14 protein-coding genes are annotated in these 14,525 nt (G+C 54.6%); 7 read left to right on the forward strand and 7 right to left on the reverse strand.

Annotated elements, in window-relative coordinates; all coding sequences use genetic code 11:
* Positions 1-12 precede the first annotated feature (12 nt).
* Complete coding sequence (gene kdsD / locus ACL2XJ_RS11090; RefSeq protein ID WP_132923568.1) at positions 13-999, reverse strand: arabinose-5-phosphate isomerase KdsD; 987 nt, start codon at positions 997-999, stop codon at positions 13-15.
* Positions 1,000-1,033: 34 nt separating this feature from the next.
* Positions 1,034-1,990, reverse strand: a complete 957-nt coding sequence (locus ACL2XJ_RS11095; RefSeq protein ID WP_413726493.1) for a calcium/sodium antiporter — start codon at positions 1,988-1,990, stop codon at positions 1,034-1,036.
* Positions 1,991-2,240: 250 nt separating this feature from the next.
* Here ACL2XJ_RS11095 and mlaF point away from each other — a divergent pair, with 250 nt between their 5' ends.
* The 7 genes from mlaF (at position 2,241) to murA (ending at position 7,293) form a co-directional block, all read left to right on the forward strand.
* Entirely contained in the window at positions 2,241-3,050 is an 810-nt protein-coding gene (gene mlaF, locus ACL2XJ_RS11100) for a phospholipid ABC transporter ATP-binding protein MlaF (protein WP_132923566.1), read from the forward strand.
* 7 nt (positions 3,051-3,057) lie between these two features.
* Entirely contained in the window at positions 3,058-3,840 is a 783-nt protein-coding gene (gene mlaE, locus ACL2XJ_RS11105; RefSeq protein WP_413726494.1) for a lipid asymmetry maintenance ABC transporter permease subunit MlaE, read from the forward strand.
* Between the two features lie 4 nt (positions 3,841-3,844).
* Positions 3,845-4,441 (forward strand): outer membrane lipid asymmetry maintenance protein MlaD, encoded by a 597-nt coding sequence (gene mlaD / locus ACL2XJ_RS11110; RefSeq protein ID WP_132923564.1) that lies wholly within the window; start codon positions 3,845-3,847, stop codon positions 4,439-4,441.
* 13 nt (positions 4,442-4,454) lie between these two features.
* The gene (gene mlaC / locus ACL2XJ_RS11115) at positions 4,455-5,093 is read left to right on the forward strand and encodes a phospholipid-binding protein MlaC (RefSeq protein WP_132923563.1); all 639 of its coding nucleotides are present in this window, start codon (positions 4,455-4,457) and stop codon (positions 5,091-5,093) included.
* Complete coding sequence (gene mlaB, locus ACL2XJ_RS11120; protein ID WP_413726495.1) at positions 5,086-5,394, forward strand: lipid asymmetry maintenance protein MlaB; 309 nt, start codon at positions 5,086-5,088, stop codon at positions 5,392-5,394. The genes mlaC and mlaB overlap by 8 nt, the downstream gene beginning before the upstream one ends.
* A gap of 332 nt (positions 5,395-5,726) precedes the next feature.
* Positions 5,727-5,981: a BolA family iron metabolism protein IbaG gene (gene ibaG, locus ACL2XJ_RS11125; RefSeq protein ID WP_132927890.1), complete on the forward strand. Its 255-nt coding sequence runs from the start codon at positions 5,727-5,729 to the stop codon at positions 5,979-5,981.
* A 52-nt stretch (positions 5,982-6,033) separates the two neighbouring features.
* Complete coding sequence (gene murA / locus ACL2XJ_RS11130) at positions 6,034-7,293, forward strand: UDP-N-acetylglucosamine 1-carboxyvinyltransferase (RefSeq protein WP_132923561.1); 1,260 nt, start codon at positions 6,034-6,036, stop codon at positions 7,291-7,293.
* A 67-nt stretch (positions 7,294-7,360) separates the two neighbouring features.
* Here the strand turns inward: murA and ACL2XJ_RS11135 are convergent, their stop codons facing one another.
* The 5 genes from ACL2XJ_RS11135 to zapG form a co-directional block, all read right to left on the reverse strand.
* Positions 7,361-9,559, reverse strand: coding sequence for a hypothetical protein (locus tag ACL2XJ_RS11135; RefSeq protein ID WP_413726496.1), 2,199 nt, complete (start codon positions 9,557-9,559; stop codon positions 7,361-7,363).
* Between the two features lie 249 nt (positions 9,560-9,808).
* Entirely contained in the window at positions 9,809-11,044 is a 1,236-nt protein-coding gene (locus ACL2XJ_RS11140) for a hypothetical protein (RefSeq protein ID WP_413726497.1), read from the reverse strand.
* Positions 11,045-11,317: 273 nt separating this feature from the next.
* Positions 11,318-12,385, reverse strand: coding sequence for an outer membrane-stress sensor serine endopeptidase DegS (gene degS, locus ACL2XJ_RS11145; protein ID WP_413726498.1), 1,068 nt, complete (start codon positions 12,383-12,385; stop codon positions 11,318-11,320).
* A 95-nt stretch (positions 12,386-12,480) separates the two neighbouring features.
* Positions 12,481-13,866, reverse strand: coding sequence for a serine endoprotease DegQ (degQ, locus tag ACL2XJ_RS11150; protein WP_132923558.1), 1,386 nt, complete (start codon positions 13,864-13,866; stop codon positions 12,481-12,483).
* Positions 13,867-14,033: 167 nt separating this feature from the next.
* Complete coding sequence (gene zapG, locus ACL2XJ_RS11155) at positions 14,034-14,438, reverse strand: Z-ring associated protein ZapG (RefSeq protein WP_132923557.1); 405 nt, start codon at positions 14,436-14,438, stop codon at positions 14,034-14,036.
* Positions 14,439-14,525: the final 87 nt, after the last annotated feature.

Consider the following 14,525-nt stretch of genomic DNA (forward strand, 5'->3'; position numbering starts at 1 on the left):
GTTCCTTCCTTGTTAAATGACGCCGGCGCGTAGCATATCATGCATATGCACCACGCCCAGCAGACGGTTTTGTTCCGCCACCAGCACCGAAGTGATATGCCGCGATTGCATAAGATTAAGCGCTTCCACCGCCAGGATGTTAGGGGTGACGCGGATACCGCCCGCCGTCATCAGGTCGGCGATGCGTGCCTTATTGAGATCCACGCCCATATCGAATACCCGCCGCAGATCGCCGTCGGTAAAAATACCTTCGATATTACCTTTCTCATCACAGATAACGGTCATACCGAGATTTTTACGGGTCATTTCCAACAGAGCGTCCCGCAGCGACGCGTCGCGGGGGGTAATGGGGATTTCATCGCCATTGTGCATGATATCGGCCACCCGCAGCAGCAATTTGCGGCCCAGCGAGCCGCCGGGATGGGAGAGGGCGAAATCTTCTGAGGTGAAGCCGCGGGCCTGCAGCAGCGCCACCGCCAGGGCGTCCCCCATGACCAGCGCGGCGGTGGTGCTGGCGGTGGGCGCCAGGCCGAGAGGGCAGGCTTCCAGGGGAACATGGACGCAAATATGGATATCCGCTGCTTTGGCCATGGCGCTTTCCGGCTTGCCGGTCATGCAGATCAGCGGAATGCTTAAGCGTTTCAACACTGGGATCAGCGCCAGGATCTCATTGGCTTCGCCGGAGTTCGACAGGGCAATAACGATATCCTGGGCTGCAACCATGCCCAAATCGCCGTGGCTGGCTTCGCCGGGGTGGACAAAAAACGCCGGCGTGCCGGTGCTGGCGAAAGTGGCCGCCATCTTGCGACCGATGTGGCCGGATTTGCCCATGCCCATCACCACGACCTTGCCGCTGCAAAAAAATATTTTTTCACAGGCGCGGCGGAAATCGTCGTTGATATATTGATCCAGCTGCGCTAGACCGGCCCGCTCTACGGCGAGAACCTGCTTACCGGCTGCCGGAAAGTCAAAGTCCGGCGCTAATGATAAATGTGACATAAATTCATCCTGATGGCCCGGCGGTGTATCCGGGCTAAATAAACAGCACCGTAAGATAGGCGGCGAAGGCACCTAACAGCAGACCGCCCATCATTGAATTGATCCTGTGGTGTTTGCGTAAACAGAACGCCGCCAATACTATGCTGGCCGCCAGCATGACCCAGTAATCCCGCCGGACCGCCAGCGGGTCCAGCGGCCCGGGGGAGAGCAGGGCGGGGACGCACAGCACCAGGAGGCTATTGACGATATTGGAGCCAATGAGATTTCCCAGGGCAATATCGTTTTCTCCTTTCAGCGCGCCGGCAATCACCGTTGCGAGTTCCGGCAGGCTGGTGCCGACGGCCACGACCGTCAGGCCGATGACCAGCTCTCCCACCCCCAGCTGCCGCGCCAGTACGCCGGCGTTATCAATAACCATATGCGCCGAGATGGGCATGATGATAAACGCCAGCGCCAGCCACAGCACCGCTACGGTGTTGCCGCCGCCCCGCGGCAGCTCCGCCATCTGCTGACGGGTCAGGCTGTCGTCCGGCGAACGCAGTGCCGGCCGGGACATGTTCACTACGGCGGCAATATAACCGATGCCCGCCAGTAACAGTATCATACCATCCCGGCGGCTCAGGATGTTATCCGCCAGCAACATACCGCACAATGCCGTGGCAAACAGCAGCAACGGCAGCTCCCGCCGCAGGATATCCGAGTGGAACGCTATCGGCCTGAAAAGGGCCGCGCCCCCGGCGATAAGCAGGATATTGGCGATATTGGAGCCGATGATATTTCCTACCGCCAGGTCGTTTTCGTGATTCAGGGCGGCGGTAACCGAAATCATCAATTCCGGCAGGGAGGTACCCAACGACACCACGGTGCAGCCGATAAGCCATGGCGCGATCCCCAGCGAACGACTCAGGACGGCAGCACTGTAAACCAATCTATCCGCGCCATAAACGAGTAGAATAAGGCCGATAATAAGTAATGACGTGGTCAAAAACATGTAAAATCCTTGATTTGACTATAATCCTGGCCTGCCGGCGGCCGCTTCCTCCCCGCGGCGGGATAAATAAGTGCGTCTCATCTATGGCGTTGTCTGATTTTGACCGCCAGTAGACAAAAAGTAAAATCCGGCCGCCGATCCTATCTTAACGCCGATAGGTAAGTTTATGTAAAAGTTCGATGATTTGGCGCTATTCATTTAATATCGTAGGTTAGAGCTCTCAGTGAGAACGTATAGGCAGTGAAATAATATGAATCAAACGGCACCTCTGGTGGACATCCGCGGATTGAGTTTCCGCCGCGGCAATCGCCCGATATTCGATAACATCACCTTGCATGTCCCCAGAGGGAAAATCACTGCCATCATGGGGCCATCGGGCATCGGCAAAACCACTCTGCTGCGTCTGATAGGCGGTCAATTGGCCCCCGACAGTGGCGAAATCTGGTTCGATGGTGATAATATCCCGGCCTTGTCGCGGCGGCGGCTCTATGACGTGCGCAAGAAAATCAGCATGTTATTCCAGTCCGGCGCGCTGTTCACGGATATCAACGTGTTCGAGAACGTAGCGTTTCCCCTGCGGCAACATACCCGGTTGCCCGAGCCGGTACTGCGCACCACGGTGATGATGAAGCTTGAGGCGGTGGGTCTGCGCGGCGCCGCTTCCCTGATGCCGTCGGAGCTCTCCGGCGGCATGGCCAGGCGGGCGGCGCTGGCGCGGGCCATCGCTCTCGATCCGGAACTTATCATGTTCGACGAGCCTTTTGTCGGGCAGGATCCCATTACCATGGGGGTCTTGGTGAAGCTCATTGATGAATTGAACCACGCGCTGGGGGTCACCTGCATCGTGGTTTCCCATGACGTGCCGGAGGTGCTGAGTATCGCTGACTATGCTTATATCGTGGCCGAACAGCACGTCGTGGCGGAAGGGACGCCGGAGCAGCTGCGCACTAACGATGATGCCAGGGTGCGCCAATTTTTGGACGGCATTGCCGACGGGCCGGTTCCCTTCAATTATCCCGCCGCGGATTATAAAACCCAGCTTTTAGGTTCAGGGAGTTGACCGAGCCATGCTAACGCAAGCATTAGCGTCCATCGGACGCCGGGGCATTGAAGTCTGCCTTGCCTTCGGGCGGGCAGGCCTGCTGCTGTTTAACGCGCTGGTGGGTAAACCCGACTTTCGCCAACAGTGGCCGCTGCTTATCAAGCAGTTGTATAGCGTCGGGGTGCAGTCCCTGATGATAATTATCGTTTCCGGGCTGTTTATCGGCATGGTGCTGGGGTTGCAGGGTTATATCATCCTGACCACCTACAGCGCCGAGGCCAGCCTGGGCATGCTGGTGGCGCTATCGCTGCTGCGCGAACTGGGGCCGGTGGTCACCGCGCTGCTGTTCGCCGGCCGCGCCGGCTCGGCGCTCACCGCCGAGATTGGCTTAATGAAGGCCACCGAACAGTTGTCCAGCCTTGAAATGATGGCGGTGGATCCCCTGCGTCGCATTGTGGCCCCGCGGTTTTGGGCCGGGGTCATCAGCATGCCGCTGCTGACGGCGATTTTTGTCGCGGTGGGTATCTGGGGCGGCGGGGTGGTAGGCGTGGATTGGAAAGGTATCGATAGCGGCTATTTCTGGTCCGCTATGCAGGGCGCGGTGGACTGGCGTCAGGATTTGGTGAATTGCCTGATCAAAGGCGTGGTTTTCGCCATCACCGTGACCTGGATTGCGTTGTTCAACGGTTATGATGCGATTCCCACCTCCGAGGGCATCAGCCGGGCAACCACCAGAACCGTGGTTCATGCGTCCCTGGCGGTGTTGGGACTGGATTTCGTGCTGACAGCACTGATGTTTGGGAAGTGAGTTAATGCAAACGAAAAAAAGCGAAATATGGGTCGGCGTGTTTATGATTATCGCTTTATGCGCCATCGTCTTTCTCTGCCTGCAGGTGGCGAATATCCGCTCCTTTGGGAATACCGCCACTTATCGTATTTCCGCCTCGTTCGATAATATCGGCGGACTGAAGGTTCGCTCGCCGGTGAAGGTGGGCGGCGTGGTGATCGGTCGGGTGGCGGACATTACCCTCGATCCTAAAACCTATGCCCCCAAGGTGGCGATGGATATCGAATCCACTTACAACCACATCCCGGATACCAGTTCACTGGCGATCCGGACCTCGGGCCTGCTGGGAGAGCAATACCTGGCGCTCAACATCGGCTTTGAAGATCCCGATATGGGCACCTCCATCCTCAAGGACGGCGGCACCATTCAGGACACCAAGTCGGCACTGGTGCTGGAAGACTTGATCGGCCAGTTCCTGTACAAGAGCGGCGGCGACAACAAGTCGGCGCCGGACGGCGGCAAAAATCCTGCGGATGGAACGAACAGCGCGCCGGCCGCCGGCGGTGCCTCCGCTCCCGCGGCATCCGGCAACGGCGCCCAGCCCGCCGCGACGAATCACTGAGAGGAAATGACCTATGTTTAAGCGTTTGATAATGATAGCCCTGCTGGTGGTGATAGCGCCTTTGGCGCAGGCGGTGGACCAGACCAACCCCTACGCCTTGATGAATGAAGCGGCGGGAAAAACCTTTACCCGCCTGAAAAACGAGCAGAGCCAGATCCGGCAGAACCCCGATTATCTGCGCACCATCGTGCGGGACGAGCTGCTGCCCTATGTCCAGATAAAATACGCCGGCGCCCTGGTGCTGGGCTCCTATTACCGCGATGCGACCCCGGCCCAGCGCGATGCCTATTTCAAGGCATTCCAAAGCTATCTGGAGCAGGCTTACGGACAGGCCCTGGCCATGTACCGCAACCAAACCTTCCAGGTTGAGCCGGAAAAACCGCTGGGTGACGCCACTATCATCGCCATACGGGTGACCATTGTGGATCAGGGCGGCCGGCCGCCGGTCCGGCTTGATTTTCAATGGCGCAAGAACAGCCAGACGGGCAACTGGCAGGCCTACGATATGATAGCCGAAGGCGTGAGCATGATTACCACGAAGCAAAACGAGTGGGCTTCCACCCTGCGCCAGAAAGGCATCGACGGCCTGACACAGCAGCTACAGGCAGCCGCCGGCCAGCCCATTACGCTGGATAAGCAAAACAATGGCTGAGTCCCTGAGCTGGCAAGCCGACGGCGACACCCTGCTGTTGCGGGGCGAGCTGGATCGCGACACGCTGATCTCCTTCTGGACGCAGCGGGATAGTCTCTTGCCGGGTATCCGCTTTCTGGATGTTTCAATGCTGGATCGCGTGGATTCCGCCGGCGTGGCCATGATGCTGCATTTATGCGCGTCGCAGGCTAAACAAGGCGGAGCGTTGGCATTAACCGGCGTCACGGAAAAACTGCGCACGCTGATTACCCTCTACAAGCTGCAAGATATTCTTCCTTCCGTAGATGATAAGCTGGCTTGAGCGTATTGACGAAGTGTTCGGTCGGGACAGGCCGCCCGGTCGTAAACACGCCGTGAACCCATCCCTGGGGGCTCGATCCGCGCCGTCCCTGGCGCGGACGGTTTACTCTACTGGCAGCCTGTCCCACCTTATTGACTCCGAGTACATTTGTCAGCAGCCACAGCCGGCGTAAGCCGGCTTCATACCCCTGATAATAACCCACTGTCCTCCAAGCTGTTTTTGTTCGGCCGTGCTTAAAGGCCAAAGGATTATCGTTATGCCTGTTTCCGATGGCGACGTATTCATCTAAGATAGCGGCTTGTTTCCCGACCCATGACAGTGATTTGACCATTATGGAAAACCACGAAATCAAAGAAGTTCTGATGAGCGCCCTGGCACTGCAAGAAGCTCATGTATCGGGCGACGGCAGCCATTTTCAGGTCATCGTCGTGAGTGAGCAATTTGCCGGTATGAGCCGGATCAAAAAGCAACAGGCGGTGTATGCCCCGTTGGCGGAATATATTTCGGATAATCGTATACATGCGCTTTCCATCAAGGCCTATACGCCTGATGAATGGCAGCGCGATCGCAAACTGAACGGCTTTTAGGCCGTCGGCGGCGTCCGGCGGCATTGCACCCGTTAATAAGAGAGCAGTTGTAATGGATAAATTTCGTGTCCAGGGTCCGACCCGGTTAAGCGGAGAAGTGACCATATCCGGCGCCAAAAATGCTGCGCTGCCGATATTGTTTGCCGCCTTGTTGGCGGAAAAGCCGGTTGAAATACAAAACGTCCCCAAATTGAAAGATATCGATACCACCATGAAGCTGCTGAGCCAGCTTGGGGCGAAGGTGGAACGTAATGGTTCGGTGCATGTGGATGCCAGCGGCGTCAATGTCTTCTGCGCCCCTTATGATCTGGTGAAAACCATGCGCGCGTCCATTTGGGCGCTGGGACCGCTGGTGGCCCGCTTCGGCCAGGGCCAGGTTTCCCTGCCCGGCGGTTGCGCCATCGGCGCCCGGCCGGTGGATTTGCATATTTCCGGCCTTGAGCAGTTAGGCGCCACCATCAAGCTTGAGGAAGGGTATGTGAAGGCGTCCGTCGATGGTCGCCTGCGGGGTGCGCACATCGTGATGGATAAGGTCAGCGTGGGCGCCACGGTGACCATTATGAGCGCCGCCACCCTGGCGGACGGCACCACCATAATCGAAAATGCCGCACGGGAACCGGAGATTGTCGATACCGCCAATTTCCTGATTACCCTCGGGGCCAACATCAGCGGCGCCGGCACCGATAAAATCACTATTGAAGGAGTGGCCCGCCTGGGTGGCGGTGTATATCGCGTACTGCCGGACCGCATCGAAACCGGAACCTTCCTGGTGGCGGCGGCCATTTCCGGCGGTAATGTTACCTGCCGCGCTACCCGTCCGGACACGCTGGACGCTGTATTGGCCAAATTGCGTGAAGCCGGCGCGGATATCGACATCGGCGAAGACTGGATAAGTCTTGATATGCATGGCAAACGTCCGAAGGCCATTACGGTGCGTACTGCTCCGCATCCCGGCTTTCCTACGGATATGCAGGCACAGTTCAGCTTGTTGAATCTTGTGGCGGAGGGAACCGGCGTTATCACTGAAACCATCTTTGAAAACCGGTTTATGCATGTGCCCGAATTGATTCGCATGGGTGCCCGAGCGGAAATCGAAAGCAACACCGTGATTTGCCATGGGGTGGAAACGCTCTCCGGGGCACAGGTTATGGCAACCGATTTACGCGCATCCGCCAGCCTGGTGTTGGCCGGCTGCATCGCCGAGGGCGTTACGGTGGTGGATCGTATTTATCATATCGATCGCGGTTATGATTGCATCGAAGCTAAACTGCGCAAGCTTGGCGCAAACATCGAGCGCATCAGCGGTGAATAGGCAGTAATTCTGAAACGGGCCGCCGGCGGCGGCCCTTCCACAGGTTATCCACAAGTCAATCACAGGGTTATACCGCGACACCGTTTTGCTGGGTTCCCGAAACCGGGCGATTATTGCCGTACTGAGATAATACAAACTGCTTTATCACTTTGTTCAATACCGGAGTGGACGTAATGCCGTAACGTGCCGCTATGACCCGGTAGTTCCCACCGGAACGGATATCCGCCATGGCCCGATCTAAATAGCATTCTTCTAATGCAACACGTGCGATTGGAGAGATGATACCGAATCGCTCGGCGAGCGTTTGGCAATTTTCACCGGCAAGCACCCCGTTGCCGGCGACGGCATTAACGCAATCTGACTGCAGCACATCAAGGCTGGCCATGAGTTGGATGCCGTATTTCCTGGCAATGTCACGCCAATGGCCGCCGGCCTGGATGTCCTTCTGTATGTCCCCGCCTTTGATCAGTTTATTTTCAAGCGTTGCCACCGCCTTTGGCTGAGTAATCCGATATTTTTCCCGAATTTTAACGGCATTAAGGCCGCCTTCCATTTTGGAATCGAGAATAAAATCAATAGTGGATAATTCCAGCTGGAGCCGTGCGGCTTCGGTTTTGAGACCCAGCCTTACGGCGATGCTATGGCAATCATTCTCACACTTGATATACCGCGTCCCCCTGGTGCTCACTACGTGATTTTCCAAAGCGACGCGCACCTCATCAGTAACGATGCCATATTTGGCGACAATCTGATGGCAAGTCAGGCGCAGATTGCCTTTTCGCGTATTCAGACTCTGTAAAGAGCATTTTTCCAAGGCGACGCGGGCATTTGGATGAGATATGCCATGCCTGGTGGCTAACAGTTGACAGTTATTACCTTGACGGGCGTAAGCCCCGGCCAGGCCTTCAACGGCATGGTTTTCTAATACGCCACGGGCGTTATGGCTGATTATTCCGTAATGTTTGGCCACGATATCGCAGTGCTTACCCAACTGAACTTCCGCTTTGGCAACACCGTTTATGGCATAGCTTTCGAGCAGCGTGCGTCCTTCAGGCGTAACGATACCGTAGAGTCTGGCCAGTTCATGACAGTTATTACCGATGTGCGCCATTTCCCAAAGTCGGGTACGAATCGAAAAATTCTCAATTTCGTTTCTCATTGCAGGGGTACATATGCCATATTTCTCGGCCAGCATAAGGCAATTACCGCCGGACCCTGCTTCTATTCCCAGGACGCCTCCTAACGCATAATACTCTAGATATTCTCGCCCGGTGGCGGTAATGATCTCATATTGTTGCGCCAGGATTACGCAGTTCTCGCCTCTTTGCGCCTTGATGCCGATGCAGTGTCTGACCATATAGGTTTCAAGCTGTATGCGTCCTGAAGAGGTAAAAACACCATATCGCTCGGCAATATCCCCACAGGTGTCCGTTTCATTGATTAGAGGCCGGTATGCCTCGGTAAAAATATATTGCTCAAGCAGCGCAATACTCCCTTCTTCGCCGATGCCGAATTTAACGGCGACGTTACGGGCATTTTTTCCCGCCCATCCTCCTTCGCCCGCCAAGGTGTTAACAATCAACCGTTCGAGTTCCTGTAGGGACGACGGGCTGGTAATGGCATACCTCGCTGCAACATCCCTCAAGCTGCTCTCGGCGGTAATTTGGTCAATCAGCAAACGGCAAAAGGACGTTTTATCCTCGATAGCCCGCAGCTGAGATGCCAGGGAAGGGGTGCTTTCATAGTGAAGCCTCGCCTCGGCGGCATAGAGTGCCATGGCGATAGGCCGATCCTCTGGATTCATCTCGTAGATATGCCCGCCGAGACGTATCAGCGGCAGGACCCGCTGTTTTGCCCTCAATGCCTGTATTCTCGCCAAAGCGGTATCAAAATCCCTGATTGTGATTACCCATGACAACGTATCGCTAACGATATGGCCATAGTTGATTTCCTTGGCGAAATAGGCTTTTTGTTTCGTGTTGAATATCGTCGCCAGCGGCACCATATCTTCAGGCCGGATATAGCCGATAATGGTTTTCAATACCAAGTCGGGCATTTCCGCCAGCGTCGGCGCCGCTGCCTTTGCAGACTGGGTAGAACCAAAGACAGCGTCGCCGGACGCTATCAATGGCCGTTTAAGAGCGCTATTGCTTAGACGGGTCAAGGTGGACGATACGGACCCGCCGGAATTCATTTCTTTATCAAGGCCGGTTAATGGATTTACAGAGGGGAAATTTCCCGGTAAAGCCGATGTTATAGGCAGCATTCCTCATTATCCTTAATAATATAGGATGAATAATTAGCGTTGCCATCACCGAGTCCTTCAAGACGATGTGGCAGATAATGATGCCAACGGTCTATCGGCCTGCGGTGAATGGCAACGAGGATATAAAAAATCCGCTTATTAATTATCATCCGTCCGGTCACCGGGAAATAAACCATCAAAGGAAAACTGCCGTCACATTAACTATGGTTTAGATGGCATTTTAGTGGGAGTGGTCCGTGGGGAGAAAAATTATTCCTGAATCGACCGTGAGTTTCCGCCTTTTTTTGCAGAATAAGGCTGATAGTGTGCTGGGTTTGATCGTGATCGTATTGTTACACGATCAACTTGTCTAACGGCGCGGACATGAAGTAAATTATCTTTAAGTTTTCTCCGGCTTTTGCTTGTTAAAATACCATACCTACTGGCTACCTTACGCCAATCTTTAGCTTTAAGCAACGCTGCTCCTGCTACATGTTTAATGGATAATTCTTCCATGGCAATACGCGATGTCTCATTGTGAAGGTCAATATAATATAATTGACTAAGCTGAAAACAATTACCCCCGGCCATTATTTTTTTCGCGATAGAATGATATTGATATAGCCGATTGCGGCCCATGGGAGTGGATATATTATATCTAACGGCGATATTATCCGCACTTTCTCCCTTTAATACGTCCACCCCGGCCCGATATTCGACAAACTTATGCTCTAACAGCTCAAGAACGCAGGATTCGAAAAAACCGTATTTAAGTGCAATTTCCTTATGTGAATGGCTTTTTTCCACTTCCTCATGGGATAACAGTTCAAAACCGCGGTGTTCAAGATTATGCAATACTTCCTCCTGAGTGACACCATATTTGATAGCAATTTCATGGCAATTTTTTTCTGTCTTGAGCTGTTTAAAAATGAAGCAGCTAAAATTTTCTATTAACTGGGCGTTATCGTTGACGTCGTTCAGAACATTGATCAAATTTTTCAGTGAAGGATTCTGGTTGCCAAGTGGCGTGGCTTCTTCTATATACGCAATTATTGCAAGCCTCAGGGGTTTTGGATCTGTCAAATTCAACAAGCTGCCGCTTAATGCTTCCAACGCCCTAACTTGATCCGATCGTAACAGTGTGGGAATATCCCGCAGCGCGGCAAGAAAGTCCTTGAGAGTCGCTATCTCAGATACTCGGGTAATTATAAATTCGCTTAATTTTAGCTCATTGGCAATATATCTGCCCAGACCCATGTTCGAGTTAAGGGCATCTGATAGCGATTTACGATCTGTCAAAGGGGTGGCCCGGGCGATTAGTTGCAGTATATTCTCCGGCATGATATCCAGATATGTCAAATCTGGCTTAGGGTCTTGGTCACTATTGTTAACGGCCAAAAGTGCCGACAATTGCTTGTTGGCGCTACTTCCCGCCACGGTGTTTTTTAAAAACAGACCCGTATCCGACAACGTTATGTTCGATGTTAATTGATCGGTTGGCTTCATATTGAGGGTGCCCTAAAGTAAATTCATCTCGTATTATTTTTAAAATATTAATACCGCCAAGTCCGGATAGAAAACAACGTTGGCAAAAAGAACAACCGAACGGCGATTGTTAAACAGACGCCATATGACCTTAATTGCAAGATATCCGGCGCTGTGATCATATCGCAAAATTTATTCAGCCAAACAGGCAAGCCGTTTCCTGTTTGGCCGTCGTTAAATATTGGCAGGGGGACATCACCGCCCGGCATCGGTAAAATTCCTTTAATCTTTGCTTCATTCAGATGATGGGTACTCTTGAATTGTCACCTGCAGGGTCATTTTGGCGCCGTTGCGCATTATCACTACAGGGATAACCGACCCCGGCCTGATTTCCGCCACCTGATCCATGGTTTCAATGGCGGACAGCGCCGCTCTGTTATTGACGCTCAATATCACGTCATTGACCTTAATGCCGGCTTGCGCCGCCGGGCCGCCGGGCGTGACTTCATTGACGATAATGCCCTGGATGCGATCCTGGCTGGTGCTGCTGGCATGCAACGGGGCCACTTCGCGCCCGCCGATGCCGATATAGCCGCGAATCACCCGGCCGTCCCGGATAAGCTTGTTCATGACTTTGGTGGCCAGGGCGGTGGGGATGGCAAAACCAATGCCTTCCGGAGTCTCGCCGTTATTGCTTTTATCGAATGACAGGGTATTGATGCCCACCAGCTCCCCCAGGGAGTTGATCAGCGCGCCGCCGGAGTTGCCTTGATTGATGGAGGCATCGGTTTGAAGAAAGTTCTGCCGTCCGGACGGACTCAGGCCGATGCGGCCGGTGGCGCTGATAATGCCCTGGGTCACGGTCTGGCCCAGGTTATAGGGATTGCCGATGGCCAGCACCACATCGCCGATATGCGGGGCACGGTCAGGGTTGATGGGAATGACCGGCAGGTTGTTGGCATCAATCTTTAACACCGCCAGATCGGTGAGGCTGTCAGAGCCCACCAGCAACGCTTCATATACCCGGCCGTCTTGCAATGCCACGATGATCTGCTCAGCGTTATTGATGACATGCTTATTGGTGAGCACGTAACCCTTCTGGTTCATGATAACGCCGGAACCGAGGGTACGGATTTGCAGCTCGTTATGGGAATCGCTGTTCACGCTGCGGTTATAGACATTCACCACCGCGGGAGCGCCGCGCCGAACCGCCTGGTTAAAACTGAGGGGCGTTTCGCCATCGCCGCCGAAATGGCCGCTGAGCAGCGCGCCGGTCGTAGAGCGCAACGTAGGCACCGCCAGCAGTAAGATGCCCGCGATGACAAAACCGAAAATGACCGCACGTATAAGCTTAACCAGCATGGTAACCGACTATCGAAAAAGGGATGGGAGAAATAGCGGCAGGATAGCATGAGTTAATCGGGCACCGCAGTGCCGGCACCCGATTTTTTGTCAAATCAACGCAATAACAGGAAAATACTCTCGTCCCCACGGATAATGTTCATTGCCATTACCGGCGGTTTGGCATCCAGCACCTTGCGCAACTGGACGAGATTTTCCACCCGTTCACGATTGATGCCGATAATCACATCGCCTTTGTGCAGGCCAATCTGCGCGGCGGGAGAATCTTTCACCACATCATCCACGGCGACGCCCTTGGTACCGTCTTTCAACTGGCCGTCGCTCAATGACGCACCCTGCAGCGAGGGTGAAAGCACTTCGGCGCTGGTGGTGCTGGAGGCGCTGTCATCCAGGGTGACGGTGACATCCAACGGTTTACCGTTGCGCAGCAAACCTATCTTGACGGCTTTACCCGGCGGTGTCGTGCCTATCTTCACCCGCAGCTCGGCAAAGCTGGTGATGGGTTTGCCTTCAATAGCGACGATAATATCGCCGGCCTTGATGCCGGCCTTGGCAGCGGCGGAGCCGGGCAGGACTTCGCTGACGAATGCCCCGCGCTGGGTGTTGATATTGAATGCCTTCGCCATGTCGGCGGTCATTTCGCTGCCCTTGATGCCGAGCAGGCCGCGTTTAACCGTGCCGAACTCGATCAACTGCTGGCTAAGGTTTTGCACCATATTGCTGGGAATGGCGAAGCCGATGCCGATATTGCCGCCGCCGGGAGCCAGGATGGCGGTATTGATGCCGATGAGTTCGCCGTTGAGATTAATCAGCGCGCCGCCGGAGTTGCCCCGGTTGATGGAGGCGTCGGTCTGGATGAAGTTTTCCAGCCCTTCCAGATTCAGACCGCTGCGCCCCAGCGCCGAGATGATCCCGGAGGTGGCGGTTTGTCCCAAGCCGAAGGGGTTACCCACCGCCACGGCGAAATCCCCCACCCTTAACGCGTCGGAATCCGCCATTTTGATTTCGGTCAGGTTGGTGGGATTCGGCAACTGCAGCAGCGCCAAATCGGTCTGCTCGTCGCGGCCCACCAGTTTGGCATCGAATTCGCGGCCATCGTTTAACTGGACCTTGATTTTGTCGGCGCCGTTTACCACATGGTTATTGGTAATGACATAACCTTTGGCGGCGTTGATGATGACGCCGGACCCCAGCCCTTCAAACGGACGGGTATCTCCCTGCTGCCCCTGCTGCGGGTCAACCGGCCCGTTGGGTCCGAAAAAGTATTTGAATTCTTTCGGCAGGTTTTGCCGTTGTACCTGCTGGGTGCCCTCCACATGCACGCTGACCACCGCCGGCAAGACTTTTTCCAGCATGGGGGCCAGGCTCGGCATGGTTTGCCCGGGTACGGTGGCCGGCAATGCCGCTTCGACAGGAATAAAAGGAGTTAAACCGAGTCCGATGCAAAGTGCTAAGGCGCTGATTAAAGGGGTTTTCTTCATTAAGTTATTAACTCGTTTGCTGTCTGTGGACGACGTCATTAATAAGGGATCCTAATAAAACGCCACGTAATGACTCTAAGACCCTGCGGCCCTGACGAAAGTTCAGTAACGCCGCAAAGGTTGCGCCGGCGGCGCGGTGTCAACGTTACCCGCCGGCAACTGCCAAATTATTTACGCGGTTCCCGCGTGGTGCGCAGCAATCCGCTGGCGCTCTCGGGATAGTCGCGCGGCTGCATCCCAGGCGGAACCTGGTCGTTATCGGCTTCCGCCTCGGTCAAACGATAATGGAACGGATTGCTTTCGCCGGGCAGGTTGGGCAGCAGGCTATCGGAGCCTTTGGCCATATGCTGGTAAAGCTGGCGGTAATCGTGCGCCATATTATCCAGCAACTCCGCGCTGCGGGCGAAATGGCCGGTTAATTCCTGCCGGTACTCTTCCAGTTCCGCTTTGCTTTTTTCCAATTCATGCTGCAATGTCTGCTGCTGACGTAGCTTACGGTTACCGAACCGCATTCCGACCGCACCGATGATGACACCAGCAACTAATCCTATCAGCGCATATTCCCAGGTCATAATGACTCCTATATTTGACTTCGTTGTCCCGTAGGGTTTTCCAGACTCTATACCTCCCACTATAACCGTTTACCCGGCCGGAGTGGA

Origin of the sequence: Sodalis sp. RH16, assembly GCF_047324245.1 — a bacterium.
GTDB lineage: Bacteria > Pseudomonadota > Gammaproteobacteria > Enterobacterales > Enterobacteriaceae > Acerihabitans > Acerihabitans ligni.

Bases quoted from the DNA above. Each gene is read 5' to 3' on its own strand.
- kdsD (WP_132923568.1), bottom strand. From the start codon at position 999: ATGTCACATTTATCATTAGCGCCGGACTTTGACTTTCCGGCAGCCGGT.
- ACL2XJ_RS11095 (WP_413726493.1), bottom strand. From the start codon at position 1,990: ATGTTTTTGACCACGTCATTACTTATTATCGGCCTTATTCTACTCGTT.
- mlaF (WP_132923566.1), top strand. From the start codon at position 2,241: ATGAATCAAACGGCACCTCTGGTGGACATCCGCGGATTGAGTTTCCGC.
- mlaE (WP_413726494.1), top strand. From the start codon at position 3,058: ATGCTAACGCAAGCATTAGCGTCCATCGGACGCCGGGGCATTGAAGTC.
- mlaD (WP_132923564.1), top strand. From the start codon at position 3,845: ATGCAAACGAAAAAAAGCGAAATATGGGTCGGCGTGTTTATGATTATC.
- mlaC (WP_132923563.1), top strand. From the start codon at position 4,455: ATGTTTAAGCGTTTGATAATGATAGCCCTGCTGGTGGTGATAGCGCCT.
- mlaB (WP_413726495.1), top strand. From the start codon at position 5,086: ATGGCTGAGTCCCTGAGCTGGCAAGCCGACGGCGACACCCTGCTGTTG.
- ibaG (WP_132927890.1), top strand. From the start codon at position 5,727: ATGGAAAACCACGAAATCAAAGAAGTTCTGATGAGCGCCCTGGCACTG.
- murA (WP_132923561.1), top strand. From the start codon at position 6,034: ATGGATAAATTTCGTGTCCAGGGTCCGACCCGGTTAAGCGGAGAAGTG.
- ACL2XJ_RS11135 (WP_413726496.1), bottom strand. From the start codon at position 9,559: ATGCTGCCTATAACATCGGCTTTACCGGGAAATTTCCCCTCTGTAAAT.
- ACL2XJ_RS11140 (WP_413726497.1), bottom strand. From the start codon at position 11,044: ATGAAGCCAACCGATCAATTAACATCGAACATAACGTTGTCGGATACG.
- degS (WP_413726498.1), bottom strand. From the start codon at position 12,385: ATGCTGGTTAAGCTTATACGTGCGGTCATTTTCGGTTTTGTCATCGCG.
- degQ (WP_132923558.1), bottom strand. From the start codon at position 13,866: ATGAAGAAAACCCCTTTAATCAGCGCCTTAGCACTTTGCATCGGACTC.
- zapG (WP_132923557.1), bottom strand. From the start codon at position 14,438: ATGACCTGGGAATATGCGCTGATAGGATTAGTTGCTGGTGTCATCATC.